25 protein-coding genes and 1 tRNA gene are annotated in these 25,232 nt (G+C 69.6%); 15 read left to right on the top strand and 11 right to left on the bottom strand.

Annotated features, from left to right (window positions below; translation table 11 throughout):
- Positions 1-15: 15 nt before the first annotated feature.
- From BBA86_RS08905 to BBA86_RS08890, 4 genes are all read right to left on the bottom strand, one after another.
- On the bottom strand, positions 16-1,131 hold the full coding sequence (locus BBA86_RS08905; RefSeq protein ID WP_065571240.1) for a phosphate ABC transporter substrate-binding protein PstS: 1,116 nt from the start codon (positions 1,129-1,131) through the stop codon (positions 16-18).
- Between the two features lie 136 nt (positions 1,132-1,267).
- Positions 1,268-2,206 (bottom strand): NUDIX hydrolase, encoded by a 939-nt coding sequence (locus BBA86_RS08900; RefSeq protein WP_065571239.1) that lies wholly within the window; start codon positions 2,204-2,206, stop codon positions 1,268-1,270.
- On the bottom strand, positions 2,203-4,371 hold the full coding sequence (locus BBA86_RS08895; protein WP_065571238.1) for an RNA degradosome polyphosphate kinase: 2,169 nt from the start codon (positions 4,369-4,371) through the stop codon (positions 2,203-2,205). The genes BBA86_RS08900 and BBA86_RS08895 overlap by 4 nt, the downstream gene beginning before the upstream one ends.
- A 67-nt stretch (positions 4,372-4,438) precedes the next feature.
- The gene (locus tag BBA86_RS08890) at positions 4,439-5,125 is read right to left on the bottom strand and encodes a winged-helix domain-containing protein (protein ID WP_065571237.1); all 687 of its coding nucleotides are present in this window, start codon (positions 5,123-5,125) and stop codon (positions 4,439-4,441) included.
- Between the two features lie 121 nt (positions 5,126-5,246).
- Between BBA86_RS08890 and BBA86_RS08885 the strand changes: the two genes are divergently transcribed.
- The 4 genes from BBA86_RS08885 to BBA86_RS08870 all read left to right on the top strand — a co-directional run bounded on the left by BBA86_RS08885 (position 5,247) and on the right by BBA86_RS08870 (position 8,493).
- On the top strand, positions 5,247-5,540 hold the full coding sequence (locus BBA86_RS08885; protein ID WP_065571236.1) for a hypothetical protein: 294 nt from the start codon (positions 5,247-5,249) through the stop codon (positions 5,538-5,540).
- 171 nt (positions 5,541-5,711) lie between these two features.
- A complete protein-coding gene (locus BBA86_RS08880) occupies positions 5,712-6,317 on the top strand; it encodes an FABP family protein (RefSeq protein WP_065571235.1) in 606 nt (201 codons plus the stop codon).
- A complete protein-coding gene (locus BBA86_RS08875) occupies positions 6,314-7,396 on the top strand; it encodes a YgfZ/GcvT domain-containing protein (protein WP_223247057.1) in 1,083 nt (360 codons plus the stop codon). The genes BBA86_RS08880 and BBA86_RS08875 overlap by 4 nt, the downstream gene beginning before the upstream one ends.
- 2 nt (positions 7,397-7,398) lie before the next feature.
- On the top strand, positions 7,399-8,493 hold the full coding sequence (locus BBA86_RS08870) for an FUSC family protein (protein WP_223247056.1): 1,095 nt from the start codon (positions 7,399-7,401) through the stop codon (positions 8,491-8,493).
- Positions 8,494-8,500: 7 nt separating this feature from the next.
- On the opposite strand, the gene BBA86_RS08865 is transcribed toward BBA86_RS08870, so the two are convergent.
- Entirely contained in the window at positions 8,501-9,325 is an 825-nt protein-coding gene (locus BBA86_RS08865) for a class I SAM-dependent methyltransferase (protein WP_065571233.1), read from the bottom strand.
- Between the two features lie 41 nt (positions 9,326-9,366).
- Between BBA86_RS08865 and BBA86_RS08860 the strand changes: the two genes are divergently transcribed.
- A complete protein-coding gene (locus BBA86_RS08860; protein WP_065571232.1) occupies positions 9,367-10,116 on the top strand; it encodes a phosphoglyceromutase in 750 nt (249 codons plus the stop codon).
- Positions 10,117-10,196: 80 nt separating this feature from the next.
- Here the strand turns inward: BBA86_RS08860 and phoU are convergent, their stop codons facing one another.
- Positions 10,197-10,868: a phosphate signaling complex protein PhoU gene (phoU, locus tag BBA86_RS08855; RefSeq protein ID WP_065571231.1), complete on the bottom strand. Its 672-nt coding sequence runs from the start codon at positions 10,866-10,868 to the stop codon at positions 10,197-10,199.
- A gap of 178 nt (positions 10,869-11,046) precedes the next feature.
- Here phoU and BBA86_RS08850 point away from each other — a divergent pair, with 178 nt between their 5' ends.
- Positions 11,047-12,243, top strand: a complete 1,197-nt coding sequence (locus BBA86_RS08850; RefSeq protein ID WP_065571230.1) for a sensor histidine kinase — start codon at positions 11,047-11,049, stop codon at positions 12,241-12,243.
- On the top strand, positions 12,240-12,923 hold the full coding sequence (locus tag BBA86_RS08845; protein ID WP_065571229.1) for a response regulator transcription factor: 684 nt from the start codon (positions 12,240-12,242) through the stop codon (positions 12,921-12,923). The genes BBA86_RS08850 and BBA86_RS08845 overlap by 4 nt, the downstream gene beginning before the upstream one ends.
- A gap of 62 nt (positions 12,924-12,985) precedes the next feature.
- Here the strand turns inward: BBA86_RS08845 and BBA86_RS08840 are convergent, their stop codons facing one another.
- Complete coding sequence (locus BBA86_RS08840) at positions 12,986-13,471, bottom strand: DNA modification methylase (RefSeq protein WP_065571228.1); 486 nt, start codon at positions 13,469-13,471, stop codon at positions 12,986-12,988.
- Positions 13,472-13,604: 133 nt separating this feature from the next.
- On the opposite strand from BBA86_RS08840, the gene BBA86_RS08835 reads away from it, so the two are divergent.
- The 3 genes from BBA86_RS08835 to ispD all read left to right on the top strand — a co-directional run bounded on the left by BBA86_RS08835 (position 13,605) and on the right by ispD (position 16,643).
- Positions 13,605-14,087 carry a CarD family transcriptional regulator gene (locus tag BBA86_RS08835; RefSeq protein WP_065571227.1) on the top strand — a complete coding sequence of 161 codons (483 nt, stop codon included), beginning with the start codon at positions 13,605-13,607 and terminating at the stop codon, positions 14,085-14,087.
- A 91-nt stretch (positions 14,088-14,178) separates the two neighbouring features.
- On the top strand, positions 14,179-15,456 hold the full coding sequence (locus tag BBA86_RS08830; RefSeq protein ID WP_065572236.1) for an acyltransferase family protein: 1,278 nt from the start codon (positions 14,179-14,181) through the stop codon (positions 15,454-15,456).
- Complete coding sequence (gene ispD / locus BBA86_RS08825; protein ID WP_065571226.1) at positions 15,453-16,643, top strand: 2-C-methyl-D-erythritol 4-phosphate cytidylyltransferase; 1,191 nt, start codon at positions 15,453-15,455, stop codon at positions 16,641-16,643. Before BBA86_RS08830 ends, ispD begins: the two co-directional genes overlap by 4 nt.
- 8 nt (positions 16,644-16,651) lie before the next feature.
- On the opposite strand, the gene BBA86_RS08820 is transcribed toward ispD, so the two are convergent.
- Positions 16,652-17,125, bottom strand: coding sequence for a GNAT family N-acetyltransferase (locus tag BBA86_RS08820; RefSeq protein WP_065571225.1), 474 nt, complete (start codon positions 17,123-17,125; stop codon positions 16,652-16,654).
- A gap of 1 nt (position 17,126) precedes the next feature.
- Positions 17,127-18,053, bottom strand: a complete 927-nt coding sequence (locus BBA86_RS08815; protein WP_065571224.1) for a DMT family transporter — start codon at positions 18,051-18,053, stop codon at positions 17,127-17,129.
- A 58-nt stretch (positions 18,054-18,111) separates the two neighbouring features.
- Between BBA86_RS08815 and cysS the strand changes: the two genes are divergently transcribed.
- Genes cysS through BBA86_RS08800 form a run of 3 tightly spaced genes read left to right on the top strand, consistent with a single transcriptional unit; the run spans position 18,112 to position 21,147 of the window.
- Positions 18,112-19,518, top strand: coding sequence for a cysteine--tRNA ligase (gene cysS / locus BBA86_RS08810; protein WP_065571223.1), 1,407 nt, complete (start codon positions 18,112-18,114; stop codon positions 19,516-19,518).
- Positions 19,511-20,497 (top strand): 23S rRNA (guanosine(2251)-2'-O)-methyltransferase RlmB, encoded by a 987-nt coding sequence (gene rlmB, locus BBA86_RS08805; RefSeq protein WP_065571222.1) that lies wholly within the window; start codon positions 19,511-19,513, stop codon positions 20,495-20,497. Before cysS ends, rlmB begins: the two co-directional genes overlap by 8 nt.
- A gap of 11 nt (positions 20,498-20,508) precedes the next feature.
- Positions 20,509-21,147: an NAD(P)-dependent oxidoreductase gene (locus tag BBA86_RS08800; RefSeq protein ID WP_065571221.1), complete on the top strand. Its 639-nt coding sequence runs from the start codon at positions 20,509-20,511 to the stop codon at positions 21,145-21,147.
- Positions 21,148-21,156: 9 nt separating this feature from the next.
- Here BBA86_RS08800 and BBA86_RS08795 read toward each other — a convergent pair whose 3' ends face one another.
- Both BBA86_RS08795 and BBA86_RS08790 read right to left on the bottom strand, forming a co-directional pair.
- Complete coding sequence (locus BBA86_RS08795) at positions 21,157-22,464, bottom strand: DUF4032 domain-containing protein (protein WP_065571220.1); 1,308 nt, start codon at positions 22,462-22,464, stop codon at positions 21,157-21,159.
- 79 nt (positions 22,465-22,543) lie between these two features.
- A complete protein-coding gene (locus tag BBA86_RS08790; RefSeq protein WP_065571219.1) occupies positions 22,544-23,647 on the bottom strand; it encodes an ABC transporter ATP-binding protein in 1,104 nt (367 codons plus the stop codon).
- 227 nt (positions 23,648-23,874) lie between these two features.
- On the opposite strand from BBA86_RS08790, the gene BBA86_RS08785 reads away from it, so the two are divergent.
- Both BBA86_RS08785 and BBA86_RS08780 read left to right on the top strand, forming a co-directional pair.
- Positions 23,875-24,810, top strand: coding sequence for a DsbA family protein (locus tag BBA86_RS08785; protein WP_065571218.1), 936 nt, complete (start codon positions 23,875-23,877; stop codon positions 24,808-24,810).
- A gap of 30 nt (positions 24,811-24,840) precedes the next feature.
- Positions 24,841-24,916 (top strand) — tRNA-Thr (locus tag BBA86_RS08780).
- Positions 24,917-25,232: the final 316 nt, after the last annotated feature.

Below are 25,232 nucleotides of genomic sequence, written 5' to 3'. Positions count from 1 at the left end.
CCAGCAGCGAGGGTCTTACTTCTTCGCGCTGATCATGTCGATCGCGGTCTGGGCCTTCTCGGCGACCTCGGTCGACAGCGGGGCGGAACCGGCGGCCTCGTTGGCGACCTTCTGGCCCTCCTCGCTGACGATGTAGGAGAAGTACGCCTTGACGATGTCGGCCGTCTCGGGCTTCTCGTACTGGGCGCAACCGATGAGGTAGCTCACGAGAGCGATCGGGTACGAGCCGGCGGGAGCCTTCGCGGGGTCGACCTGGAAGACGAGGTCGCCGCCGTTGCGGCCCTCTTCGAGGGGCGACGATGCGACGAGCTCGGCGGCGGCCTCCGAGGAGAACGGTACGAAGTCGTCGCCGACCTTGATGGCGGCGGAGCCCAGCTCGCCGACGCGCGATGCGTCGATGTAGCCGATGGTGCCCTTGCCGCCGTTGACGGTGGCCTCGACGCCGGAAGTCTGCTGCGCAGCCTCGGAGCGCTTCGTCTTGACGGGCCAGGCGTCGTCGTCCTCGTACGGCCACTCCTTCGGGGCGACCGAGGCGAGGTACGAGGTGAAGGTGCCGGTGGTGCCCGACTCGTCACCGCGGAAGACGGGGGTGATGGCGAGGTCGGGGAGCGTGACGTCCTTGTTCAGGTCGGCGATCGCCGGGTCGTTCCACTTCTCGATCTTCTCGTTGAAGATGTCGGCGATGACCTCGGGGGTGAGGTTGAGCTTCTTCACACCGTCGAGGTTGAAGACGACCGCGACGGGCGAGATGTAGGCGGGGACCTCGATGATGTCGGGGGTCGCGCAGGCGCCGAACTTGCCGGCGGCGATCTCGTCGGCCGTGTAGGCGCGATCCGAGCCGATGAAGTTGCTGGAGCCGGCGATGAAGTTGTCGCGGCCCGTGCCCGATCCGGTCGGCTGGTAGTTGATCGTGACGTCCGGGTTCGCCTTCTGGAAGGCGGCGGTCCACGCCTGCTGGGCAGCGCCCTGTGACGAGGCGCCGGTGGCCTTGACGGTGCCCGACAGAGCGGTTCCGCCGTCGGAGGGCTGGCTGCTGCCAGCGGGGGTGCCCTCGTTCGCCGCGCAAGCGGAGAGCGACAGAACGGCGACTGCTGCGACAGCGCCCACGCGGGCGATGCGGTTGAGCTTCACGTGTGATTTCCTTCGGGTGATCGGGACACCCCGGGTGCGGGGCTGGCTCGACGCTAAGAGCCGCCGGTGACCAGGTTCCGCTCCGGAGGTGAACGACAGGTGAACGAACCCGGTCCGAACGGATTCGTCTGTCGGATCACGCCTTGGGGACGTGTGTCTCGATCGCGACGATCCCCGATCCGGGGTTGGTCGCCGAGAGGTGGACTACCGAGAAGGCAGCCGGTTCGAGTGCCGACGCATCGCCGAGGTACGAGCCCTTCACGGTGCCCGTCGCCAGGGCGATCTCGTGCATCACGTCGGGGAGCAGCGGCCGGTGCGAACAGATCACGGCGGGTTTGCGCGCGCGCACGCGCTTGCCCACGAGCGTCCGGACGTCGGCGGTCCCGGCATCCCAGGCATCCTGCGAGATCGCGGACGTACGACGGACGTCGCGTCGCAGCGCTTTCGCGAGCGGAGCGACCGTGTCGACGCAGCGGACGGCATCGCTCGAGTACACCCGGCGCACGCCGAAGGCCCGGAGCGGCCCGACGATCGCCTTCGCCTGCTTCTTGCCGCGAGGGGTCAGGGGGCGCGCGGCATCCTGATCCGTCCAGTCCTCCCGCGCCGTCGCCTTCGCATGGCGCAGCACCACGAGGGGGAAGGTCTCGAGCACACCGTCGTCGACCAGGCGCAGGAAGTGCTCCAGGATCTCGACGTCGACCGGGTAGCTCAGCTTCCCGAGAGCCTTGCGCGCAGGCATCCACTCCAGCGCTGCGATCTCGCGGTTCGGGACGAACGCGGATTCACGGATCGCCTTCTCGGTCGCCTGCGCGCTCCAATAGTGGACGATCTTCGTCCGCTTGCTCGGCAGGCGGTAGTTCGAGATGCCGACGGGTACACCGAGGTGCACACGGATGCCGGTCTCCTCATGGATTTCGCGGACGGCCGTCTCGGCAAGGGTCTCGCCGGGATCCACCTTGCCTTTGGGCAGCGTGACGTCGCGGTACTTGGTGCGGTGGATGGCGAGCACGAGGAGCTTGCCGTCGAGCATCCGCCACACCACGCCGCCGGCGGCGTAGACCGCGGTTTCCGTCATCGCACCGCCCGCTGGCGCCGCCGCCGCAGGACGTCGGACATCGTCTTCTCCTGCAGGTCGACGAGAGGCGTGTCGTCGGCGGCCAGGTGATGACGCGTCCACTCGCCCTCTGCGCCGAGGTGCCACGAGCTCGTGCCATCGTCCATCGCGAGGTCGAACAGCGAGAGCAGCTCGCTCACGTGGGTGGGCTCCGTGACGCGCACGAGCGCCTCGACGCGGCGGTCGAGGTTGCGGTGCATCATGTCGGCGCTGCCGATGAAGACCTGGGGCTCGCCGCCGTGGGCGAACGCGAAGATGCGGGAGTGCTCGAGGTAGCGGCCCAGGATCGAGCGGACCGTGATGTTGTCGCTCACCCCGGGCAGGTCGGAGCGCAGCGAGCAGATGCCCCGGACCCACACGTCGACTTTCACGCCGGCCTGGCTCGCCCGGTACAGGGCGTCGATGATCTGCTCGTCGACCATCGAGTTGACCTTGATCCGCACGTAGGCGGGCTTCCCGTTCAGGGCGTTGCGGCGCTCGGCGTCGATCAGGCGGAGCAGTCCCTTGCGCAGGTGCAGAGGAGCGACGAGGAGGCGCTTGAACTTCTTCTCGATGGCGTATCCGCTGAGCTCGTTGAACAGGCGCGTGAGGTCGCGACCGACCTGCTCGTTCGAGGTGAACAGGCCGTAGTCCTCGTAGATGCGGCTCGTCTTGGGGTTGTAGTTTCCCGTGCCGATGTGGCTGTAGCTCCGGAGGGCGCCGTCCTCCTCGCGGATCACGTGCAGCAGCTTGCAGTGGGTTTTCAGGCCCACGAGGCCGTAGACGACGTGCACGCCGGCTTTTTCGAGTGTGCGCGCCCAGCCGATGTTCGCCGCTTCGTCGAAGCGCGCCTTGACCTCGACGAGGGCGAGTACCTGCTTGCCGTTCTCGGCCGCGTTGATGAGGGCTTCGACGATCGGGCTGTCGCCCGACGTCCGGTACAGGGTCTGCTTGATGGCGAGCACGTGCGGGTCGCGCGCGGCCTGCTGCAGGAACGAGACGACGCTCGTCGTGAACGATTCGTACGGGTGGTGGACGAGGATGTCCTCCTTGCGGATGGCCGCGAACAGGTCCGCGCGGCCGTTCTGCTCCGCGGGCTGGAAGGGCGTCGCCGTCTTCGGAACATGCGCGGGGTAGCGCAGGTCCGGGCGCTCGATCTGCGACAGCGAGAACAGGCCGCGGAGGTCCAGCGGAGCGGGCAGCCGGTAGACGTCGTTCTCGGTGATGTCGAGCTCGTCCAGGAGCAGCGAGAGCGTGACGTCATCCATGTCCTCGGTGATCTCGAGGCGGATCGGCGGCCCGAATCGGCGGCGCAGCAGTTCCGCCTCGAGGGCCTGGATGAGGTTCTCGGTCTCGTCCTCCTCGATGACCACGTCCTCGTTCCGGGTGAGGCGGAACGTGTGGTGCTCGAGGATCTCCATGCCGGGGAACAGGTCGCCGAGGTTCTCGGAGATCAATTCCTCCAGGGGCAGGTAGCGGACGCTGTGCCCGTCCTTCCTGACCTCGACGAGTCGCGGCATCATCGGGGGCACCTTCAGACGCGCGAACTCCTGGCGGCCGGTGCGCGCGTTGCGGATGCGGATCGCGAGGTTGAGCGAGAGCCCCGAGATGTACGGGAACGGGTGCGCCGGGTCGACCGCGAGCGGCATGAGGACCGGGAACACCTGCGAGGAGAAGTAGTCGTAGAGGATCTCGCGCTCCTCGTCCGACAGGTCGGCCCACGAGACGACCTCGATGCCGGACTCGGCGAGCGCGGGACGCACCTGCTCCGACCAGACCGCGGCGTGGCGTTCCTGGAGGGCGTGTGCGGCGGTCGCGAGGTCGGTGAGCACGTCGAGCGGTGCGCGCCCCACGTTGGTGGGGATCGCGAGTCCGGTGAGGATGCGGCGCTTCAGCCCGGCGACCCGCACCATGAAGAACTCGTCGAGGTTGCTCGCGAAGATCGCCAGGAAGTTCGCGCGTTCGAGGGTCGGGAGGTTCGGATCCTCCGCCAGCTCCAGGACGCGCTGATTGAAGGCGAGCCAGCTGAGCTCGCGGTCGAGGTAGCGGTTGTCGGGGAGCTGCGAGTCGTACGCCTCGACGACATCGTCGAAGTCGTCGTCGTCCGCGTCGCCCAGTCCGGAGTCGTGAACCTGGGTGTCGATCATCCCCACATCATTGCAGGGGGACGTGTCGCGTGCGTGAACGCGACGGACGGATGCCGCTGTGTCGGCCTCAGGCGGGCGAGCCCGGCAGCTGATCGTCGTCGTACACGTTGAAGCGGTAGCCCACGTTGCGAACGGTCCCGATGAGCTGTTCGAGATCGCCGAGCTTCGCGCGGAGGCGTCGGACGTGGACATCCACCGTGCGCGTGCCGCCGAAGTAGTCGTATCCCCACACCTCGCTGAGCAGTTGCTCGCGGGTGAAGACGCGGGAGGGATGCGTCGCGAAGAAGTGCAGGAGCTGGAACTCCTTGTACGTCAGATCCAGCGGTCGGCCGTGCACCTTGGCCGAGTACGAGGACTCGTCGATGCTGATGCCGGAGGTCTGGATGCGGGTCGACACCTGCTCCTTGGCGACCCTGCCGACGGCGAGACGGATGCGGGCGTCGACTTCCGCGGGACCGGCGGTGACGAGGATGACGTCGTCGATGCCCCAGTCGGGGGAGACGGCGGTGAGACCGCCCTCGGTGACCACGAGCACGAGCGGGGAGTCGAGCCCGGTCGTCGTGAGGATCTTGCAGAGGGACTTCGCTCCGACGAGATCCCTCCGGGCGTCCACGAAGACGACATCGGCGCTCGGTGCGTTGACCAGCTGCGCGGCTTCTGCGGGGATCTGCCGGACGCGGTGGCTCAGGAGCTCCAGGGCGGGCAGGACGGAGTCGCCGCCGGGGGCGGAGCTCAAGACGAGCAGCTGTGCCAAGGAGAACCCTCCGGTGCAGACTCGGAAACCCGTTTCATCTTAGGGGTAGCCCCGGTGCGCGCCGTGTCGCCGCCCGTGCGCGTCCCGCGCATGTCCGCGGGCGGTGCGCAACAATGGGAGCATGACCGCGCCCGAGCTCCTGCCCCGTCGTCGGATCGCCGGTGTCGTGGCCGTCTGGGTCGTCGCTGCTCTCGCCGCGCTCGCCGTCGGCGTCTTCGTCGACCCGGACTGGCGCGGTGCGTGGCTGCTCGTCGGTCTCGGCCTCTGCTTCTTCGTCGCCTTCGCCGTTCAGCTCGCCTCGGGGCGCTCGCAGGGCTTCATCGTGCGGATCTCGGCCAGTGTGCTCGGGGCCCTGGTCGTCATGGGCCTGCTCGGTGCGGGCTTCGGGCTCGCCGAGCTCCTCGCCGCCGTCTGAGCCGGCGGCATCCGTCGACCGCACCCGCGTCCGCGGCCGCTAAAGTGGACCGCATGGATCTCGTCGCACTCGAACTCTTCTTCGTCGGGCTGCTCGGCCTCGCATCGCTCGCGATCGCGTTCGTGTCCGGCGTCGTGGTGTGGAACCTCTACCGCGGTCAGCGCTGACATCGTGATCGATCTGCCGACCGACCTTCCGGCTGATCTGGTCCCGCTCTCCTGGCTCCTCGGCGTCTGGGAAGGCACCGGAGTCCTCGAGTACGACGCGCAGGGTCGGACCATGTCGGGCGAGTTCTCGCACCGGGTGAGCTTCAGTCACGACGGCGGTAACGCACTCAACTACGCCGCGTCCGCCTGGTTCGAGGATGCCGACGGCAACCGCAACGACCTCGTCGCCGAGACCGGCTACTGGCGCCTCGCGCGCCCCGCAACGGAGCAGGATGCGGGGCCGGCGCTCCTGCCCGCCCTCGCTCCCCGCGACGAGCCTCGGACCGTGGACGACGTCGAGGCGCTGCGCGCCGACGGCGGCGGCTTCGAGATCGAAGTGGCACTCGTCCACTCCGACGGCATCAGCGAGCTCTACCTCGGACAGGTTCGCGGCCCCCGCATCGACATCGCGACCGACGCCATCGTGCGCCCCGCCGGCGCGAAGGAATACTCGTCCGCGACGCGGATGTACGGCCTCGTCGACGGCCACCTGCTCTGGGCATGGGACATCGCCGCGTTGGGAACCGCACTGTCATCGCACGCCTCCGCCCGATTGGCCAGGGTCCAGTGACCGCCGACGGCTTCGCGTCCGTCCCGGGCGCCGTCGTCGACGAGCGCGGGTTGGCGCATCTCGGCAACCCGGTGCGCGAGCAGCGCGACCTCGCCGCAGGATCGGCCGTCGCGCCCCTCGCCGACCGTGCGGTGCTCACCGTCGCGGGCGAGGACCGGCTCTCGTGGCTGGACTCGATCACCTCCCAGGCCCTCACGGCGCTCGCTCCGGGCGTGGGCACCGAGCTTCTCGTCCTCGACCCGCAAGGGCACGTGGAGCATGCTGCATCCGTCGTCGATGACGGGGAGCGCACGTGGCTCATCGTCGATCGCGACCGGGCCGAGGGGCTCCTCACCTGGTTGACCCGCATGCGTTTCCGCCTCCGCGTCGATCCGCAGAACGTGTCGGAGGAATTCGCCGTCGTCGCCGGAACGAGCACGGCCGCTGACGCGCTCGGTGGCGAGGTCGTCTGGCGCGACCCGTGGCCGAACGTCGGGATCGGCGGCTGGGGGTACGCCGCCGTCGACCCGCACCCCGGAGCAGACCTCGACTGGGCGGAGGCCGTCGTGCCTCGAGCCGTCCTCGACGGGCTGGCCGTCGCTGCGAGCCGTGGCGAGGCGCGCCTCGCCGGATACCTCGCCGCCGACGCCCTCCGCGTCGCCGCGTGGCGTCCCCGCGCCGCGACCGAGGCCGACGGGCGGACGCTGCCGCACGAGGTCGACTGGCTCCGCACCGCCGTGCACCTCGACAAGGGGTGCTACCGCGGGCAGGAGACGGTCGCGAAGGTCCACAACCTCGGTCATCCGCCGCGGCGACTCGTGTCGCTGCAGCTGGACGGATCGGATGCCGAACTCCCGGCGCCCGGCGCCGCGGTCCGGCTCGACGGGGCCGAGGTCGGCGCCGTCACCTCCGTCGCCCGTCATCACGAGGAGGGGCCCATCGCCCTCGCCATCGTGAAGCGGTCCGTGCCGGTCGACGCCGCGCTGACGGTCGAGGTGCCCGACGGGGAGATCGCTGCGGCGCAGGAGGTCGTCGTGCCTCCGGACGCGGGACGCGCGGCATCCGTCCCGCGCCTGCCACGACTGTCTCAGCGCCGCTGACGATGACGGGGGAACCGACGGCCACGGCTCCGGTGCCCACCGCCCGCCGGTATCCGCGGGAGGGGTGGGCCCGCCTCAGAGGTTCGGCCGTCGCCATCCTGCAGCTCGTCGTCGCGGCCAGCACGGCGTTCTCGATCGCCCATTACGGGCTGGGACATCCCGCTCCGCTGATCGCGGCGACCGTGACGATCTCCAGCCTCGGACTCGTCCGAGACGCGAGGCCGTGGCGCGTCCTCGAAACCGTCATCGGGATGACGCTGGGCGTGTTCGTCGCCGAGCTCGTCGTGTTCCTCGCCGGCAACGGCTGGTGGCAGCTCGCGCTGACGCTCGGGGTGAGTCTGTCGATCGCCCGCTTCGTGTCGCCGCAGGCGGGATTCGCCATCGCCGCCGCGATCCAATCGATCATCGTCGTCGTCGTCCCGGCGCAGGTGCCCTTCCTCCGCCTGCTCGACGCGCTGATCGGCGGCGCCATGGCGCTGCTGGTGACCGCCCTCATCCCGCGCAGTCCGTTGCGGACCGCGCGGACGGATGCCGCCCGCCTGTTCACCGCGTTCCAGGGAGCCGCCGGCACCGTCGCACAGGGGCTGCGTCGCGGCAGCCGGGTGCGCACCGAACGCGGTCTCGAGAAGGCCCGCGAGCTGCAGAGCCTCGTCGACGACTGGAGGACGTCCGTCGAATCCGGCGCGGCGATCGCCCGCATCTCGCCGTTCCTGCGGCGGCAACGGTTCGAACTGGAACGGTACGAGCGGATGCGGGCGAGCATGGATCTCGCGGTGCGGAACCTCCGCGTCGTCGCACGCCGCGCCGCCTACCTCGTCGACGACGGTCGCGAGCGCGACGTCGCCGCCGACCTGCTCGTCGAGCTGATCCGCGGCGCCGACCTCGTGCAGCAGTCCCTCACCGACATCACGTACGAGCCCGCTGCGCGCGAGGTGCTCACGGCAGTCGCCGCGCGGCTCGATCCGATCGCGCTCGTGCCCGACGGATCGCTCGGCGACCAGACGCTCATTACGGCGCTCCGGCCGCTGGCGACCGACCTGCTGTGCGCGACGGGTCTCAGCCCGGCGGACGCGCGGGCGCGGTTGCCCCGGGTCTGAACCGGGCTCACCGCGGCGCGACCGCATCCCACGGCAGGGTCAGTTCGCCGAGTCGCCACCGCGCGCGCCCGCCGACCGGCCACCCCGCACCCGCGAGTGCGTCGAGTGCGGCGCGCCACCGCTGCACCGGCCCGAAGGACGAGGCCGCGACGGCGCGCGTCCACTCCCGGTCGAGCGCCTCGATCACATCGTGCACCCGTTCGCCGGGAACGTTCCGGTGGATGAGCGCCTTCGGCAGGCGCTCCGCGGCGATCGCGGGGGAGTCCAGTCCTGCGAGCCGCAACGAGATGGTCAAGCTGCGAGGCGCGGCATCCGGCCCCACCTCGATCCAGGTCGAGATCCGACCGAGCTCGTCGCACGTCCCCTCGACGAGCATTCCGTCGGGGCGCAGACGCGATGCCATCCGCGCCCACGCGTCGGCGACCTCGTGCTCGTCGTACTGCCGCAGCACGTTGAAGGCGCGGATGATAGCCGGGCGCCGAGCGCCAGGCACCGGTACCTCGAACCCTCCGCGCGCGAACGAGACGCGGGCGTCGGGGGCGAAGCTCGTCTCGCCGGCGCGCACCCGCGCGAGCTGTTCGCGGGCCCGACCGACGCGCGCGGGTTCGATCTCCAGTCCCAGCACCTCGACGTCGGGGCGAGCGCGACGGAGCCTCGCCTCGAGCTCGAACGCGGTCACGCCGCTCGCCCCGTAGCCGAGGTCGACGACAAGCGGGTCCGCCGTCCGTCGCAGGATCGGATGCCGCGCGATCCAGCGGTCCACCCGGCGCAGCCGATTGGTGTTCGTCGTCCCCCGGGTCACCTGCCCCACGACCGGATCGGAACGCGTCATGCCCCCATGATCGCACCCACCGCGCCGGTAGGATTGCGGGCATGACAGCCCCCTACACCTTGATCCTCCTCCGGCACGGCCAGAGCGAGTGGAACAAGTCGAACCAGTTCACCGGGTGGGTGGACGTCCGTCTCACCGATCAGGGCAAGGCCGAGGCCCAGCGCGGCGGCGAGCTGATCAAGGAGTCGGGTCTGCTGCCCGACATCCTGCACACCTCGCTTCTCTCCCGCGCCATCCAGACCGCGAACATCGCCCTCGACGCGGCCGACCGCCTCTGGGTGCCCGTCAAGCGCTCGTGGCGTCTGAACGAACGCCATTACGGTGCGCTGCAGGGCAAGGACAAGGCTCAGACGCTCGACGAGTTCGGCGAGGAGCAGTTCATGCTCTGGCGTCGCTCGTTCGACGTTCCGCCGCCGGACATCTCCGACAGCGACCCCTACACGCAGGTCGGCGACATACGCTACGCCGACATCGACGGCGATGTTCCCCGCACCGAGTCGCTCAAGATCGTCATCGACCGTCTGCTGCCCTACTGGGAGAGCGAGATCGTCCCCGACCTCAAGACCGGCAAGACCGTCATGGTCACGGCGCACGGCAACTCGCTGCGCGCGCTCGTGAAGCACCTCGACGGCATCAGCGACGACGACATCGCCGAGCTGAACATCCCCACCGGCATCCCGCTCGTGTACCGCCTCGACGAGGACCTCGAGCCCCTCGGACCGGGCGAGTACCTCGATCCCGAAGCCGCCGCCGCCGGCGCCGCCGCGGTCGCCTCGCAGGGCAAGAAGTAACCGGCACGCGCCCGGGAACACGAAGAGCGGATGCCTCACGGCATCCGCTCTTCGTCGTCCGGGGCTCGCCCGGGCCGGGATCAGACCTCGGCGTCGACGCCTTCGGTGTCGGCCGACCACGTGCCCGTTGCCAGGTAGGAGACCTTCTTCGCAACCGAGAGGGCGTGGTCGCCGAAACGCTCGTGGTAGCGCGAGGCGAGCGTCGCGTCGACGGTGGCGGAGGCTTCGCCCTGCCAGTTGTCGCTCAGCACCTTCTCGAACACCGCGAGGTGGAGGGCGTCGAGGTCGTCGTCCAGCTCGTGCAGACGGCTCACCAGGGACAGGTCCTCGGTCCGCAGCAGGTCGGCGAGGGTGCGTGCCACCTCGGTGTCGATCTCGCCCATCTTGGTGAAGGTGTTCTTGAGGCCCTTGGGGACGGCGCGCTCGGGGAAGCGCATGCGCGTCAGCTGGGCGATGTGCTCGGCGATGTCGCCCATCCGCTCGAGCGAGGCGCTGACGCGGAGAGCGGCGACGACGATGCGCAGGTCTCGGGCGACCGGCTGCTGGCGGGCGAGGATCTCGATCGCCAGCTCATCGAGCTCGATGGCCTTGTCGTCGATGACTTTGTCGTTGTCGATGACGTCCTCGGCGAGGGCGACGTCGCTGGTCGCGAACGCGCGGGTCGCACGCTCGATCGCGACGGCGACGAGGTCGGAGATCTCGACGAGACGGGTCTGCACGTCCTCGAGGGACTGGTGGAAAACTTCGCGCATGGAGCACCTTCTCTTCGTGCGGGGCGGGTGAGGGGCGCGACCTGTCGCGCAGAGACCTCGGCGATCCTCCCGTGCTCAGGTTAACGGTCGGTGCCGACACGGTGAACACTCGGCGGTGCGCGGCGCACGGGCCGATTTCCGTCCGATTGCGGGGGTGCGACCACCTTACGCTGGGGTCATGGATTCGACGCAGCTCGAGCTGCTGGCGCTCGTCGTGGGGCTCTTCGTGGGCGCCGGTGCGGTCGGACTCGTGGTCTACGCGATGCAGGAGCGGGCGCGCACGCGACTCGTCACGTCGCTGGACATGCCCGAGGGGACCGCATCCGTCCTGCAGGCCATGGACGACGCGGCGGTCGTCGTCGATCCGTCCATGCTCGTGCTGGCGGCATCCGCGACGGCGGAGGTGTTCGCCCTCACCGTCAACGAGACGCTCGACTCCGAGCGCCTGCGCTACCTCGTGCGAAACGCCCGCCAGACGGGGCTTCCGGCCGCCGAGAACATGACCCTCAACCGCGGCGTCGAGCCGCGGGTCGTCGCCGCGCGGGCCAGTGTGATCACCCCGCGCCTCACGCTGATCGTGATCCGCGACATCACCGAGCGTGAACGCGTCGAGCAGATGCGCCGCGACTTCGTCTCGAACACCTCGCACGAACTCAAGACGCCCGTCGGGGCGGTCACGCTCCTCGCCGAGGCGATCGAATCGGCCGCCGACGACCCCGATCAGGTGCGTCACTTCGTGCGACGGCTCAGCGGTGAGGCGACCCGTCTCGGGCAGCTCACCTCCCGCATCATGAACCTCTCGCGACTGCAGTCGGCGGACGAGATCGCCGAGATGCGCGACGTGCCGGTCGACGAGGTGGTCCGGTCGGCGATCGAATCCCAGGCGATCGCCGCGGAGTCGGCGGAGATCACGGTCGCCAGGGGAGGGGAGAGGGGGCTCTTCGTCCGAGGCGACCCGCAGATCCTCACCGAGGCCGTCAGCAACCTGCTGGCCAACGCCATCGCGTACTCACCCGGCGGGGCGCAGGTGGGAATCGGCGTGCGCGAGGCCGACGGTGCCGTCGAGATCGCCGTCGCCGACCACGGCATCGGCATCCCCGAGGACGATCAGCAGCGCGTCTTCGAACGGTTCTACCGCGCCGACCAGGCGCGGTCGCGGCGCACCGGCGGGACCGGGCTGGGCCTGGCGATCGTGAAGCATGCCGTGCAGCGTCACGGCGGTTCCGTCGAGCTCTGGTCTCGACCCGGGCGCGGGTCGACGTTCACGATCCGGCTGCCGCTCGTCGCTGCGGCCGGCCTCGGCGACACCCACACGCGTAAGAAGAAGCCCAAGAAGACCGGCGCGAAGGCGCCCGCCAAAAGGAAGACACCATGACCCGCGTCCTGATCGTCGAAGACGAGCCCGACCTCGCCGACCCGCTCGCCTACCTCCTGCGCAGGGAGGGATTCGAGGTGGAGATCGCGGAAGACGGCGGAATCGCCCTCGACTCCTTCACCTCGCGCGGTGCGGACATCGTGCTGCTCGACCTCATGTTGCCCGGGATGCCGGGGACCGAGGTGTGCCGTGTCATCCGATCCACCTCCAAGGTCCCCATCATCATGCTGACCGCCAAGGACAGCGAAGTCGACATCGTGGTGGGCCTCGAGCTGGGCGCGGACGACTACATCACCAAGCCGTACTCGTCGCGTGAACTGCTCGCGCGGATGCGTGCCGTCCTCCGCCGGAGCGAGTACGACGACCTCGACGTCGATGACCGTGTCATCGAGGGCGGCCGGGTCACGCTCGACATCGACCGGCACACCGTTTCGGTCGAGGGGAAGGAGATCTCGATGCCGCTCAAGGAGTTCGAGCTGCTCGAGCTCCTCATGCGCAATGCCGGTCGCGTCCTGACCCGCGGTCAGCTGATCGACCGGGTGTGGGGGAGTGATTACTTCGGTGACACGAAGACGCTCGATGTCCACATCAAGCGCATCCGGTCCCGCATCGAGAAGAGCCCGAGCGACCCGAGCATGCTGCTCACGGTGCGCGGGCTCGGCTATCGCTTCGAGGCCTGACGCGGCCGGTACGACGAAGGCCCCCACCGCGGCGGTGGGGGCCTTCGTCGTATGGTTCGGGGTCAGCCAGCGGGCGTCGCCGTCGCGGCGGGGGTCGGCACGAACTGCGTGTAGTAGGGCAGGGTGCCGTCCATGATCGGCACGGAGACGCGGACGCCCTCGCCCTCGCCGGACTGGAAGGAGACCTCGGCGTTGGCGCCGGGCTTGCCGACGTTGTCGAACGTCATGTTCGCCATGTCGATGCCGAGCGTGACGGATGACCCCGCGCTGACCTCGACGCTCTGCGGCTGTCCGTCGATCGAGACGTTCAGGGCCAAGGCGTCATCGGTGGAGTTCACGACCGAGGCGACGAGGTTGCCGAGTGTGCCGTCCTCGTTGGCGATGATCAGGGCGTTGCGCACCTTCAGCGGACCGGAGTCGGGGATGTTGACGCCGTCGGAAGCGGAGTACTGGATGGTCGTCGCCTGCGGGGCCAGCATGTTGCAGCCGGTCGTTCCCAGGACGACTGCGGCGCCCAGGGCCAGGGACGCGATGAGACGCGATTTCACGGATCCTCCAGATGACACGAACGTCGACCCTCTCATCCTATGGGGTCACGGGAGTGGCGTCGGGCAGGAGGGCGGCGAACCTTAGCGTATGTCGCCTGTGGTATTCTGGAGGTTGCCGAAAGGACACAACTGCATGCTTTTTGAGGTTGGCGAAACCGTCGTCTATCCGCACCATGGCGCTGCGACCATCATCGAGGTCAAGGATCGCGTCATCAAGGGCGAGACGAAGAAATACCTGAAGCTCAACGTCACCCAGGGCGATCTCATCATCGAGGTCCCTGCGGACAACGTCGATCTCGTGGGCGTCCGCGACGTGATCGGCAAGGACGGGCTCGAGAAGGTCTTCGATGTCCTGCGCGCACCCTTCACCGAGGAGCCGACCAACTGGTCGCGTCGCTACAAGGCGAACCTCGAGAAGCTCGCGTCGGGCGACGTCATCAAGGTCAGCGAGGTCGTCCGCGACCTGTGGCGCCGCGATCAGGACCGCGGTCTGTCGGCTGGTGAGAAGCGGATGCTGGCCAAGGCCCGTCAGATCCTCATCTCCGAGATCGCTCTGGCGCTGAAGGCCGACGAGGAGAAGGCATCGACCGTCCTCGACGAGGTCCTCGCTTCCTGACACAACGAAGAACGGCCGGCTGATCAGCCGGCCGTTCTTCGTTGTCAGCCGCATTCCGCGGTTCGGGGACGCCGTACGGCATGATGTGGCCGTGACCACCCGCTCCGCGCCCGCCGCCGTCGATCTGTCGCGCCGCGACCTCACTCTCGATCTCGCCCGGGTGGTGTGCGTCCTCTTCGTGATCGTCGTCCACCTCGTGCAGGTGGGCATCGGCCCCGGTCCGGATGGTGGGCTCGTGGCATCCCGCCCCGCGGAGGAGCAGCCGTGGTTCAACGCGGCGACCTGGGTGGGCCAGATCATGCCGCTGTTCTTCGTGGTCGGCGGGTTCGCCTCGGCGACCGGGTGGCGCTCCTGGACGGCCAAAGGCGGAGACGCCGCCGGCTTCGTACGGACCCGCACGCTCCGGCTCGCTCAGCCCGCTCTACCGCTGTTCATCTTCTTCGCCGTCGTCCTCGGCGTCGCAACGGTAGCGGGGCTCCCCGAGGAACTCGTGGCCGATGCCGCCATCGGCGCGGGGTCGCCGCTCTGGTTCCTGGCGGCCTATCTGCTCTGCCAGGCGGCGGTGCCGCTCTTGGCGGCATGTCACGCGCGTCGTCCGGTGCTCACGCTCGTCGTCCTCGCCGCAGGGGTCGTCCTGGTCGACGCCGCCCGCTTCGCCACGGGGATCACGGAGATCGGCCTGCTCAACCTCCTGTTCGTATGGCCTCTCGTCCAGCAGTTCGGCTTCTGGTACGCGGACGGATGGTTCGACCGTCGGCATCCGCTCTCGCTCGTCGCCGTCGCGGCGGCGTGCTATCTCCTGCTGTGGCCGCTCACCGCCGCCGGGCCGTACTCGATGAGCATGCTCGGCAACCTCAACCCGCCGACGGTGCCCCTCGTCATCCTCGGGATCGCGCAGGCATGCCTGCTGCGGCTGCTGAAACCGGTGCTCGCCCGTCTCATGTCGTTCCGGGCCATGCAGGGTGTCGTCTTCGTGCTCGGCTCGAGGCTGATGACGATCTACCTCTGGCATCTCCCCGTCATGCTCGCCCTCACCGGCGTGAGTCTGCTGATCCCGGGGGCCGCACCCGTACCGGCATCACCCGCATGGTGGTGGTCGCGTCCGGTCCTGTTCGTCGTCGTCCTCGGAGTCCTGTTGGCGCTCTCGGTCGTGCTCGCGAAGTGGGAGGCGTTGGGCGCGCTCGGCCGCACGCCGGCCACGGGGGTCGTGGCGTTCGCGTGGGTGTGCGCGTTCGTGCCGCCCTTCGCCGTCATGGAATGGTTCCTCGACCTGCCGATCGCACTGGTCGGTGCCCTCCTCCTGGGAGTCGCGGTCCTCCTCCTGCGGCGCGGTCCGGCCGGCGGCGGCTCGGTACGCTCGGAGGCATGAGCCTCCTCCCCGTTCCGCGTGTAGCCGTCATCGTCGTCGCCGCGGGCTCGGGCACACGCCTCGGCAGCGGATCGCCGAAGGCGTTCGTCGGGATCGACTCGCACACGATCCTTCGTCACGCGCTGCGGGGAGTGCTCGCCGGCCCTGAGGCCCAAGTGATCGTGGTCGCGCCGGCGGAGCGCGTCGGCGACGCGCAGACCGAGGTTCTCGACGCCGCGGGGGAGCGCAGGGACCTCGTCGCGGTCGTGGCGGGCGGGGACACCCGGCAGGCGTCCGTCGCGGCGGGGCTCGGGGCGGTCTGGGCGGACGTCGAGACCGTCCTCGTCCACGACGCGGCTCGCGCCCTCACGCCTCCGGATGTCTTCGCCCGCGTGATCGACGCCGTCGAGGGCGGATCGGATGCCGTCATCCCGGTCCTCCCCGTCGTCGACACGCTCAAACGCGTCGAGGCCGATGCGGTGGTCGAGCCGGTCGACCGCTCGGTCCTGGCCGCCGCGCAGACTCCGCAGGGATTCCGGCGCGCGGTCCTCGACGAGGCCTACCGCGACGCGGCCGCAGACCACACCGATGACGCTGCGCTCCTCCAGGCGGCGGGCACGGTCGTGCGGACCGTCCCGGGCGACGAGCTCGCCTTCAAGATCACGACGCCGGCCGACCTCGAGCGCGCGCGAGCTCTCGTCGCGCCGATCCCGCCGGTCGTGCCCGTGCCGCTCGCGACGGTCCCGCGCGTCGGCATCGGCACGGACGTGCACGCCTTCGGTGGGGACGACACCCTCTGGCTGGCCGGCCTGGAATGGCCCGGCGAGCCCGGGCTGAAGGGGCACTCCGATGGAGATGCCGTCGCGCACGCCATCGTGGACGCCGTCCTCGCCGCGGCGGGCCTGGGGGACATCGGCACCCACTTCGGAACGGATCAGCCGCAGTACGCCGGCGCGCACGCCGCGGCATTCCTCGCGCGGACCCGCGCCCTCGCCGCGGAGGCCGGATGGGTGATCGGCAACGTCAGCGTCCAGGTCCAGGCCAATCGCCCGCGCTTCGCCGCGCGTCGCGTCGAGGCAGAGCAGGTCCTGTCGGACGCTCTCGGTGCGCCGGTGTCCGTCTCGGCGACGACGACCGACGGGCTCGGGTTCACCGGGACCGGCGACGGCGTGGCGGCCTTCGCGGTCGCGGTCGTCATGCCCGCCTGAGCGGTTCGTCAGAGTGGACGGGTCATGAAGGTCGACGCCGGGTCGGGACGGTAGGAGCCGAACGGTTCGCACTCGGTGAACCCCTCGCTGGCGTACAGCATGCGAGCGGCCAGGAACCCGGCATCCGATCCCGTCTCGAGCCACACCCGGGTGAGACCCTCCGACCTCGCGGCCGCGAGGATGTGACGGAGGATCGCCCGTCCCACTCCCGTCCCCAGATGCGTAGCGTGAACCCGCATCGACTTCACCTCGCCGTCGGTATCGCTCAGCCGCGCGAGCGCGCCGATCCCCGCCAGGTCGCCTCGGCGCCACGCGGACCACACCGTCACGGCAGGGTCCTGAAGCGCGGAGACGTCGAGCGCGTGCACGCTCTCGGCGGGTGAGAGCTCGTGCATCCCCGCCAGGTGCCGGCGCACGAGGGCGACGGTCGCCTCGCCGGTCAGGTCGTCGATGCGGATGTCGAGGTCGCCGGACGCGGACATGTCAGGCCTCCACGGCGAAAGGTCGGGGATCGCGGGGCCGGCGGGTCCCCCACGCAAGAGTGACGAGGCCGGCCGCCAGGATCGCGAGCCCGAGCAGCGCGAGGGGCGACAAGGTCTCGCCGAGCGCGGTCACCCCCAGGACGGTCGCGGTCAGCGGTTCGGCGAGCGTCAATGTCGCTGCGGTGGCCGCCGTGAGTCCTTGCAGCCCCCAGGTGAAGAGCGCGTAGGCGACGGCGATCGTCGCGAGTCCGAGCCACAGCGCCATCAGGACGCCGGGCGGCGAGACGATCCACGACAGGTCCACGAAGGGGATGACGGCCGCGCACACGACCGCGGAGCCGACACCCATGGCGCCGACGACGGTGAAGGCGTCCCACCCCGCGGTGAGCAGGCGGCGTTGCGCATTGGCGATGACGGCGAAGCACGCTCCTGCCCCGACGGCCGCAGCGAGTCCCAGCCCGTCGACACCGCCCGTGCCGGCTCCGCCGCCGATCCCGAGAAGGACGACACCGCTGGCGGCGAGGGTGGTCGCACCCAGCCACAGCGGCGACGGAGCGCGACGGGAGAGGGCCCATTCGAGGATGCCGGCCAGCACGGGCGCGGATCCGAGCGCGATGACGGTGCTCACGGCCACACCATTCGTCTGCGTTCCGAGGAAGAAGAGCGGTTGGTAGAGGCTGAGCGCCACGCCGGTGACGGCCATGAGGGCGAGCGATCGCCAGGTGAGCGTCGGCCGTGGCCGGTGGGATGAGCGGCGATGATGCGCCGCGGCAAGAGAGAACGCCAGAAGGGCCAGGGCGGTGCCCCCGACCACCGAACGCGCCACCCCGACCGACAGCGCTGAGGCCTCCGCCGGTCCAAGCGCCCGAGCCGTGCCGGTCGTCCCGAACAGGAGGGCGGCGGCCAAGACGGCGAACACGTGCAGCACCCGTCCTTTCTATCGCCTCGGAGCGGGCGCCGAAGCCACCCGCCGGTAGCATGGACCGGTGACGGTTCGGCTCTACGACTCCCAGGCTCAGGCACTGCGCGACTTCGCGCCCGCCGACCCCGAGAACGTCACGATGTACGTCTGCGGGCCGACCGTGCAGTCCGGTCCGCACATCGGGCACGTCCGTGCCGCACTGAGTTTCGACATTCTCCGCCGCTGGCTGGCGCACCGGTTCGGCCGGGTCACGTTCGTTCGCAACGTGACCGACATCGACGACAAGGTCCTGGCGAACGCAACGGACGCGGAGCCGTGGTGGGCGCTGGCCTACCGCACGGAGCTCGAGTTCTCGCGCGCGTATGCGGCGGTCGGCATCCTGCCCCCGACGTACGAACCGCGCGCGACGGCATCCATCCCGCAGATGCAGGAGCTCATCGAGCGCCTCATCGAGGCGGGGCACGCGTACGCCGCCGCCGGCGACGTCTACTTTGACGTGCGATCCTGGGAGCCCTACGGCGCGCTGACCCATCAGTCGGTAGACGCCATGGAATCCGCGACCGATGCCGATCCGCGTGGCAAGCGTGACCCCCGTGACTTCGCGCTCTGGAAGGGCGCGAAGGAGGGTGAGCCCGCCGACGCCGCATGGGATTCGCCCTGGGGCGCCGGGCGGCCGGGCTGGCACATCGAGTGCTCCGCCATGAGCCGTCGCTACCTCGGTCCCGAGTTCGACATCCACGGCGGTGGCCTCGATCTGCGCTTCCCGCACCACGAGAACGAGCTCGCCCAGTCGACGGCTGCCGGTGATGGCTTCGCCCGCTACTGGGTTCACAACGGACTCGTCACCGTCGGCGATCAGAAGATGTCGAAGTCACTCGGCAACTTCCTCCTCGCCGACGACGTCCTGCGGGACACCGATCCCCTCGTGGTCCGTTACGCGCTCATCTCCGCGCACTACCGGTCGAATCTCGACATCACCGAGTCCACCTTCGCCGAGGCGGATGCCGCGCTCGGCCGCATCCGTTCCTTCCTGCAGCGGGCGTTCCGCGCCGGCGACGGATCGGCCGGCTGGTTCGCCGGTGCGGATCTGCCCCGCGAGTTCACGGCCGCGTTGGACGACGACCTCGCCGTGCCGCAGGCGCTCGCGGTGCTCCACGAGACGGTGCGTCGGGGCAATGCAGCGTTGGACGCCGGTGATTCCGCTCTCGCCGATGATGCCCTTCGCCAGGTGATGGCGATGGTCGGCGTTCTCGACCTCGATCCCACGGACGCGAAGTGGTCCGCAGGGTCGGCGGCATCCATGGCGACCGCGCTGCACTGCCTCGTCACCACCATGATCCACCAGCGCGCGGAGGCCCGCGCGACGAAAGACTGGGCGGCAGCCGACCGCATCCGCGACGCGATCGCGGCGGCCGGCGTCGTCCTCGAAGACGGTCCCTCGGGGACCCATTGGAGTCTGAACAATGGCTAAGCCTGGAAACCCCTCCGCGGGACGCGGCAAGAAAGGCCCCACCAAGGGGACCGGCGGCAAGAACAAGCGCTCGCTCGAGGGTCGCGGCCCGACCCCCAAGGCCGAGGACCGCGCCTGGCACCCCGCAGGCAAGCGGAAAGCCGCGAAAGAGCGCTTCGCCGCGGCCGGCGGCAAGCCGCAGATCCGACAGACGACCGGCGGGCGCGCGCCCAAGGCGAAGTCCGGGGACGACACGGAGACCGTGACCGGCCGCAACAGCGTGCTCGAGGCGCTGCGCGCCAAGATCCCCGCGACGGCGTTCTACATCGCGCAGCGCGTCGAGATGGACGATCGCGTGAAGGAGATGCTCTCGATCGCCACGAACCGCGACATCCCCGTCCTCGAGGTCACCCGGCAGGAGCTCGACCGCATGGCCGGCTTCGACGGCGTGCACCAGGGCGTCGCGCTCAAGGTGCCGCCGTACGAGTACGCGCACCCGCAGGATCTGCTCGAGCAGGTCATCGACCGCGGGCAGCTGCCGCTGTTCGTGGCCCTCGACGGAGTGACCGACCCCCGCAACCTCGGCGCGATCATCCGCTCGACGGCCGCCTTCGGCGGGCAGGCGATCATCCTCCCGCAGCGCCGGTCGGCGGGCGTCAACTCCGCCGCGTGGAAGACGAGCGCCGGTGCGGCAGCTCGCATCCCCGTCTCGATCGCCCCGAACCTGACGACGACCCTCAAGGAGTTCAAGAAGCAGGGCGTCTTCATCCTCGGCCTCGACGGTGGCGGAGACGTCTCCCTCCCGGCGCTCGAGCTCGCCGACCGCCCCGTGGTCATCGTCGTGGGCTCCGAGGGCAAGGGCCTGTCGCGCCTGGTCACCGAGACGTGCGACCAGATCGTGTCGATCCCGATCAATGCGGCGACCGAGTCGCTGAACGCCGGCATCGCGGCATCCGTCGCGCTGTACCAGGTGTCGACGCTGCGTGCGTCGATGGAGTGAGAGGAATCACCATGACCCGCATCGCCGTCATCGGAGGCACCGGGTACGCCGGCAGCAACATCGTCGCCGAGGGCGTCCGCCGAGGCCACACCGTCGTCTCGGTGGCCCGCAAGGTCCCCGCAGAGCGTGTGGAGGGCGCGACATACCTCGAGGGGTCGATCCTCGAGGCTCCCGCGCTGGCCGCGGAGATCGAGGGTGCCGAGGTCGTCGTGTTCGCCACCTCACCTCGCGACGACATGGTCGGCAAGATGAGGAATGCCGTCGCCGACGTCATCGCGGCGCTGCCGCTGTCCGTGCGGGTCGGTGTCATCGGCGGCGCCGGTGGCAGCCTCGTCGCCCCGGGCGGTCCCCGCGTCATCGACAGCGGCTTCCCCGAGGAGATCAAGCCCGAGGCGATGGAAGCCATCGGCATCCTCGAGGACCTCCAGGCCGACACCAGCGGTCGCGATTGGTTCTACATCCACCCGGCCGGCGGCTTCGGCGCCTGGGCGCCGGGCGAGCGCACAGGCGCCTACCGCACCGGCGGAGACGTCCTCGTCACGGATGACGAGGGCGAGTCCTTCATCTCCGGTGCCGACTTCGCGATCGCCGTCCTCGACGAGATCGAGTCGCCCACCCACGTGCGCGAGCGGTTCACCGTCGGCTACTGACGGGCCCGATCAGACGAGGTCGCGCCAGTCGACCTCGTCCTCGTCGTCGTCGCTGACGGGGACGTCGGAGGTGATCACCGGAAGCGCCGTCGTCTCGGTCGGCGGACCCATCACCGTCGCCTCGTCACGGCGGTGGCGCAGCACCCCGTCGATGTAGGAGGACAGGACCTCGGCGATCGGGATCGACCGTCCGCGGGCCTGGGACATGTACCACCGGTGCTCGAGCACCTGGTGGAACACCTCGGCCGGCTCGAGCTTGCTGCGCAGTTCCCACGGGATGGCCTTGACCACCGGTTCGAAGACGCGGGTCAGCCACTCGTGCGCGACCATCTCCTCGTCGCTGCCCAATCGTGAGACGCGGGCGGCGAACTCGTCCATGTCGTTGAGCAGACGCCGAGCCTGGTTCTCCTCGACGTCGAGCCCCGTCAGGCGCAGCAGGCGCCGCTGGTGGTGCCCGGCATCCACCACCTTCGGCTGGATCAGCACCTTGGTGCCGTCGGAGGTCTCGTCGATCGACATCTCGCCGATGTCGAACCCCAGGCTGTTCAGGCGCTGCACGCGCTCGGTGATGCGCCAGGTCTCGTTGGCCGAGAATGTCTCCGTCTCGGTGAGCGCGCTCCACAGCGACCGGTACGACGACATGATGCCGTCGGCGATCGCCACGGCATCCACACCGCCCTCGAGTCGTCCGCCGGCTTCGAGGTCCATGATCTCGCCGGCGATGTTGGTGCGCGCGACGTCCAGGTCGTGCTCGCGCTGGCCGCGCGTCAGACCCCCCTCGTGGAGCTCACCCGTCTCGGCGTCGACGAGGTACGCGGCGAACGCCCCGGCATCCCTCCGGAACAGCGTGTTCGACAGCGACACGTCGCCCCAGAAGAAGCCGACGTTGTGCAGGCGGACGAGGAGCGCTGCGAGAGCGTCGACGAGGCGCGTAGCGGTGTCGGGTCGCAGCACCTGCGTGAACAGCGCGCGATAGGGGAGGGAGAAGCGCAGGTGGGCGGTGACCAGAGCGGCGGGGAGCGGCTCGCCCTTCGGCGTGCGGCGCCCGTCGATGACGGCGACGCGACTCACGCAGGGCACGTCGAGGCGAGCGAGCGAGCCGAGCATCTCGTACTCGCGACGGGCCATCTCGGCCGTGGTCTCCTTCACCGCGACGACACGGCCCGACAGGCTCGCGAAGCGCACGAGGTGGCGGGAGAGTCCCTTGGGGAGGGAGACGATCGCGTCGCTCGGCCACTCGCCGAGAGGCGTGGACCAGGGCAGGGCCAGGAGCCCTGCGTCGACGCTGCTGGCGGTGATGCTCAGGGAATGGACCACGCGGTGACCTCCGACTCACGCACCGCGGCGCGGGAGGTCCGGAGACCTTCCCGCGCCGCGGTCCTGCTGATGATGACGATCAGGCCGAGACGACCGGCTTGTCGTTGAGGCGGTCGCCCGACTCCATGTCGAACGCGTGCACGTGGCCCGGCTTGGCGGCCAGGGTGACCGTCTCGCCCGCGTTCGGGTGGTTGCGACCGTCGACGCGCGCGACGATGTCGGTGCGCTTGCCGTTGATGTCCACGTGGCCGTAGAGGTAGCCGTCCGCGCCGAGCTCCTCGACGAGGTCGACCTGGACCGCGAGGCCCTTGCCGTCGGCCGGTCCGACCTCGATGTCCTCGGGACGGACGCCGACGGTGACCTGGCTGCCGTTTGCGCGGCCGACCGTGTCGCGGTCGAGGGGGACGATCTCGGAGCCGAAGCGGATGCCGCCCTCGGCCAGGTCGGCCGGGAACAGGTTCATGGCGGGCGACCCGATGAAGCCGGCGACGAACACGTTGTTCGGCTTCTCGTACAGGTCGCGAGGGGTGCCGACCTGCTGCAGGAGGCCGTCCTTCAGGACGGCGATGCGGTCGCCCATGGTGAGGGCCTCGGTCTGGTCGTGGGTGACGTAGACCGTCGTGACGCCGAGGCGGCGCTGCAACGACGCGATCTGCGTACGGGTCTGCACGCGGAGCTTGGCGTCGAGGTTCGACAGCGGCTCGTCCATGAGGAACACCTGGGGCTGACGAACGATCGCGCGGCCCATGGCGACGCGCTGACGCTGACCACCCGAGAGGGCCTTCGGCTTGCGGGTGAGGTACTCCTCGAGGTCGAGGAGCTTGGCTGCCTCGAGAACGCGGGAGGCGCGCTCCTCCTTGCCGACACCGGCGATCTTGAGCGCGAAGCCCATGTTCTCGGCGACGGTCATGTGGGGGTAGAGCGCGTAGTTCTGGAACACCATCGCGATGTCGCGGTCCTTCGGCGGCACGTCGGTGACGTCGCGGTCGCCGATGCGGATCGAGCCGGAGTTGACCTCTTCGAGACCCGCGAGCATGCGGAGCGAGGTGGACTTACCGCAGCCGGAAGGACCGACCAGGACGAGGAACTCGCCGTCGGCGACCTCGAGGTTGAGCTTGTCGACCGCCGGGCGGGTGCCACCGGGGTACAGACGGGTTGCGTTGTCGAACGTGACGGACGCCATCTTTTCTTCTCCTTCACCGGCAGGTACGTGCCGGACGATCCGTTGTGAAGCGAGCGGGGGACACCCCGCACACCCGCCATCGGGTGCGTGTTCAGTATGCCACGGCTGCGAGGAGCAGGGGGATGCCGCCTCGTCAGCCTTTTTCCAGCGCGTCTGACTAACATCGGACAGTGCGCCACACCCGGGCGCCGGGCCCCTGGCCGCACCACAGATCTCCCCGAGGTTTCATGTCCACCGATTCCGGCGACACCCCGTCATCCGCGACCGATCGTCGCGAGGCCGTGCGCGAGAAAGCGCAGCGCGTCCACGTTCGACAGTCACGAGCCCGTCTGGCGCGCCGCCTATCGCTGGGTGTCCTCGCGACCGGCGCTGTCGCTGCGGTCGCAGCGGTCGTGGTCTGGTCGGTGACGTCCACGATGGGTGGGCGGGACCTGACCCCGGACACCGCGAGCTCGGACGGATTCGCCGTCAGTGACGTCGCAGGTGTGTCGGGTGACCAAGGCGCGATCGACGACAGTGCGGTCGAGGCCACTCCGGAATCCGACAAGGCAGCGCCGGCACCGACAGCATCCGCTGCTCCCGTCGACATCCGCGTCTACGTCGACTACCTCTCTCCGGGCGCACGCGAGTGGCAGCTCGCCAACGTGGATCAGTTGAAGACGTGGGTCGATGAGGGTGCGGCGACGCTCAGCTACCACCCCGTGTCGATGCTGACCGCCAAGTCCAACGGCACCAAGTACTCGCTGCGCGCCGCCGCCGCCGCCGCGTGCGTCGCGACGCACGACGAGAGTGTCTTCTTCGCGTACAACACCGAGTTGCTGAGCCGTCAGCCGGCGATGGACACCGACGGCTTCTCCGACACGGAGCTCGCTGATCTCGCGCAGGCCGTCGGCGCGACGGACCCCGACACGGTGCGATCCTGCATCGAGGACGGCGACTACATCGAGTGGACGAAGGACGCGACGGAGCGCGCGATCGCCGGCATCCCCGATGCCGACGGTCTCCAGCTCGCCGGGACCCCGATGATCCTCGTCAACGGCCAGCCGTACATGGGTGCGCTGCAGGATGCCGCGGAGTTCTCGCAGTTCGTGCTCACGAGCGCGAGCGACAAGTTCTACACGGACCAGACCGCCTCCCCGACGCCCACGCCGCCCGCAGAGTGAGGCTCGCGGCCCGGTTAGACTGGGCCATCTGCCGGCTTGGCGCAATTGGTAGCGCACCGTACTTGTAATACGGGGGTTGCAGGTTCAAGTCCTGTAGCCGGCACCACGACGGGTCGAGCCCCCGTTCCTGTCCAGGATGCGGGGGCTCTTCGCCATTCGAGGGTCAGTCGTCCTGTTCCTCGGACTCCTGCTCGGCGGCCGTGATGTCGTCGTCGCCGATGTCGCCCTCGGCCTGGCTCGGCTTGTCGGGGATGGAATCGCTCATGATGTCTCCTTTCGACCCGCCCATGCAACGCCGTGTCGCACGCGACCCGGAGAGGGTTGACACGACGGCGTCATCTCGGCTCGAGCGTGTTCTGAGCCACGAACACACCCTGATCTTCACCACTCGAGAGCGCCTTGATCGCCGGACGCCGCGGAAC

It is taken from the genome of Microbacterium oleivorans, assembly GCF_001691565.1.
Classification (GTDB): Bacteria; Actinomycetota; Actinomycetes; order Actinomycetales; family Microbacteriaceae; genus Microbacterium; species Microbacterium oleivorans_B.
The sequence above is the reverse complement of the archived record's forward strand: the minus strand, read 5'-3'. Positions and strand labels throughout refer to the sequence as shown.

Coding starts and splice junctions, on each gene's coding strand:
- BBA86_RS08900 (WP_065571239.1), bottom strand. CDS start 2,206: ATGACGGAAACCGCGGTCTACGCCGCCGGCGGCGTGGTGTGGCGGATG.
- BBA86_RS08895 (WP_065571238.1), bottom strand. CDS start 4,371: ATGATCGACACCCAGGTTCACGACTCCGGACTGGGCGACGCGGACGAC.
- BBA86_RS08885 (WP_065571236.1), top strand. CDS start 5,247: ATGACCGCGCCCGAGCTCCTGCCCCGTCGTCGGATCGCCGGTGTCGTG.
- BBA86_RS08870 (WP_223247056.1), top strand. CDS start 7,399: ATGACGGGGGAACCGACGGCCACGGCTCCGGTGCCCACCGCCCGCCGG.
- BBA86_RS08865 (WP_065571233.1), bottom strand. CDS start 9,325: ATGACGCGTTCCGATCCGGTCGTGGGGCAGGTGACCCGGGGGACGACG.
- BBA86_RS08860 (WP_065571232.1), top strand. CDS start 9,367: ATGACAGCCCCCTACACCTTGATCCTCCTCCGGCACGGCCAGAGCGAG.
- phoU (WP_065571231.1), bottom strand. CDS start 10,868: ATGCGCGAAGTTTTCCACCAGTCCCTCGAGGACGTGCAGACCCGTCTC.
- BBA86_RS08850 (WP_065571230.1), top strand. CDS start 11,047: ATGGATTCGACGCAGCTCGAGCTGCTGGCGCTCGTCGTGGGGCTCTTC.
- BBA86_RS08845 (WP_065571229.1), top strand. CDS start 12,240: ATGACCCGCGTCCTGATCGTCGAAGACGAGCCCGACCTCGCCGACCCG.
- BBA86_RS08835 (WP_065571227.1), top strand. CDS start 13,605: ATGCTTTTTGAGGTTGGCGAAACCGTCGTCTATCCGCACCATGGCGCT.
- ispD (WP_065571226.1), top strand. CDS start 15,453: ATGAGCCTCCTCCCCGTTCCGCGTGTAGCCGTCATCGTCGTCGCCGCG.
- BBA86_RS08820 (WP_065571225.1), bottom strand. CDS start 17,125: ATGTCCGCGTCCGGCGACCTCGACATCCGCATCGACGACCTGACCGGC.
- rlmB (WP_065571222.1), top strand. CDS start 19,511: ATGGCTAAGCCTGGAAACCCCTCCGCGGGACGCGGCAAGAAAGGCCCC.
- BBA86_RS08800 (WP_065571221.1), top strand. CDS start 20,509: ATGACCCGCATCGCCGTCATCGGAGGCACCGGGTACGCCGGCAGCAAC.
- BBA86_RS08790 (WP_065571219.1), bottom strand. CDS start 23,647: ATGGCGTCCGTCACGTTCGACAACGCAACCCGTCTGTACCCCGGTGGC.
- BBA86_RS08785 (WP_065571218.1), top strand. CDS start 23,875: ATGTCCACCGATTCCGGCGACACCCCGTCATCCGCGACCGATCGTCGC.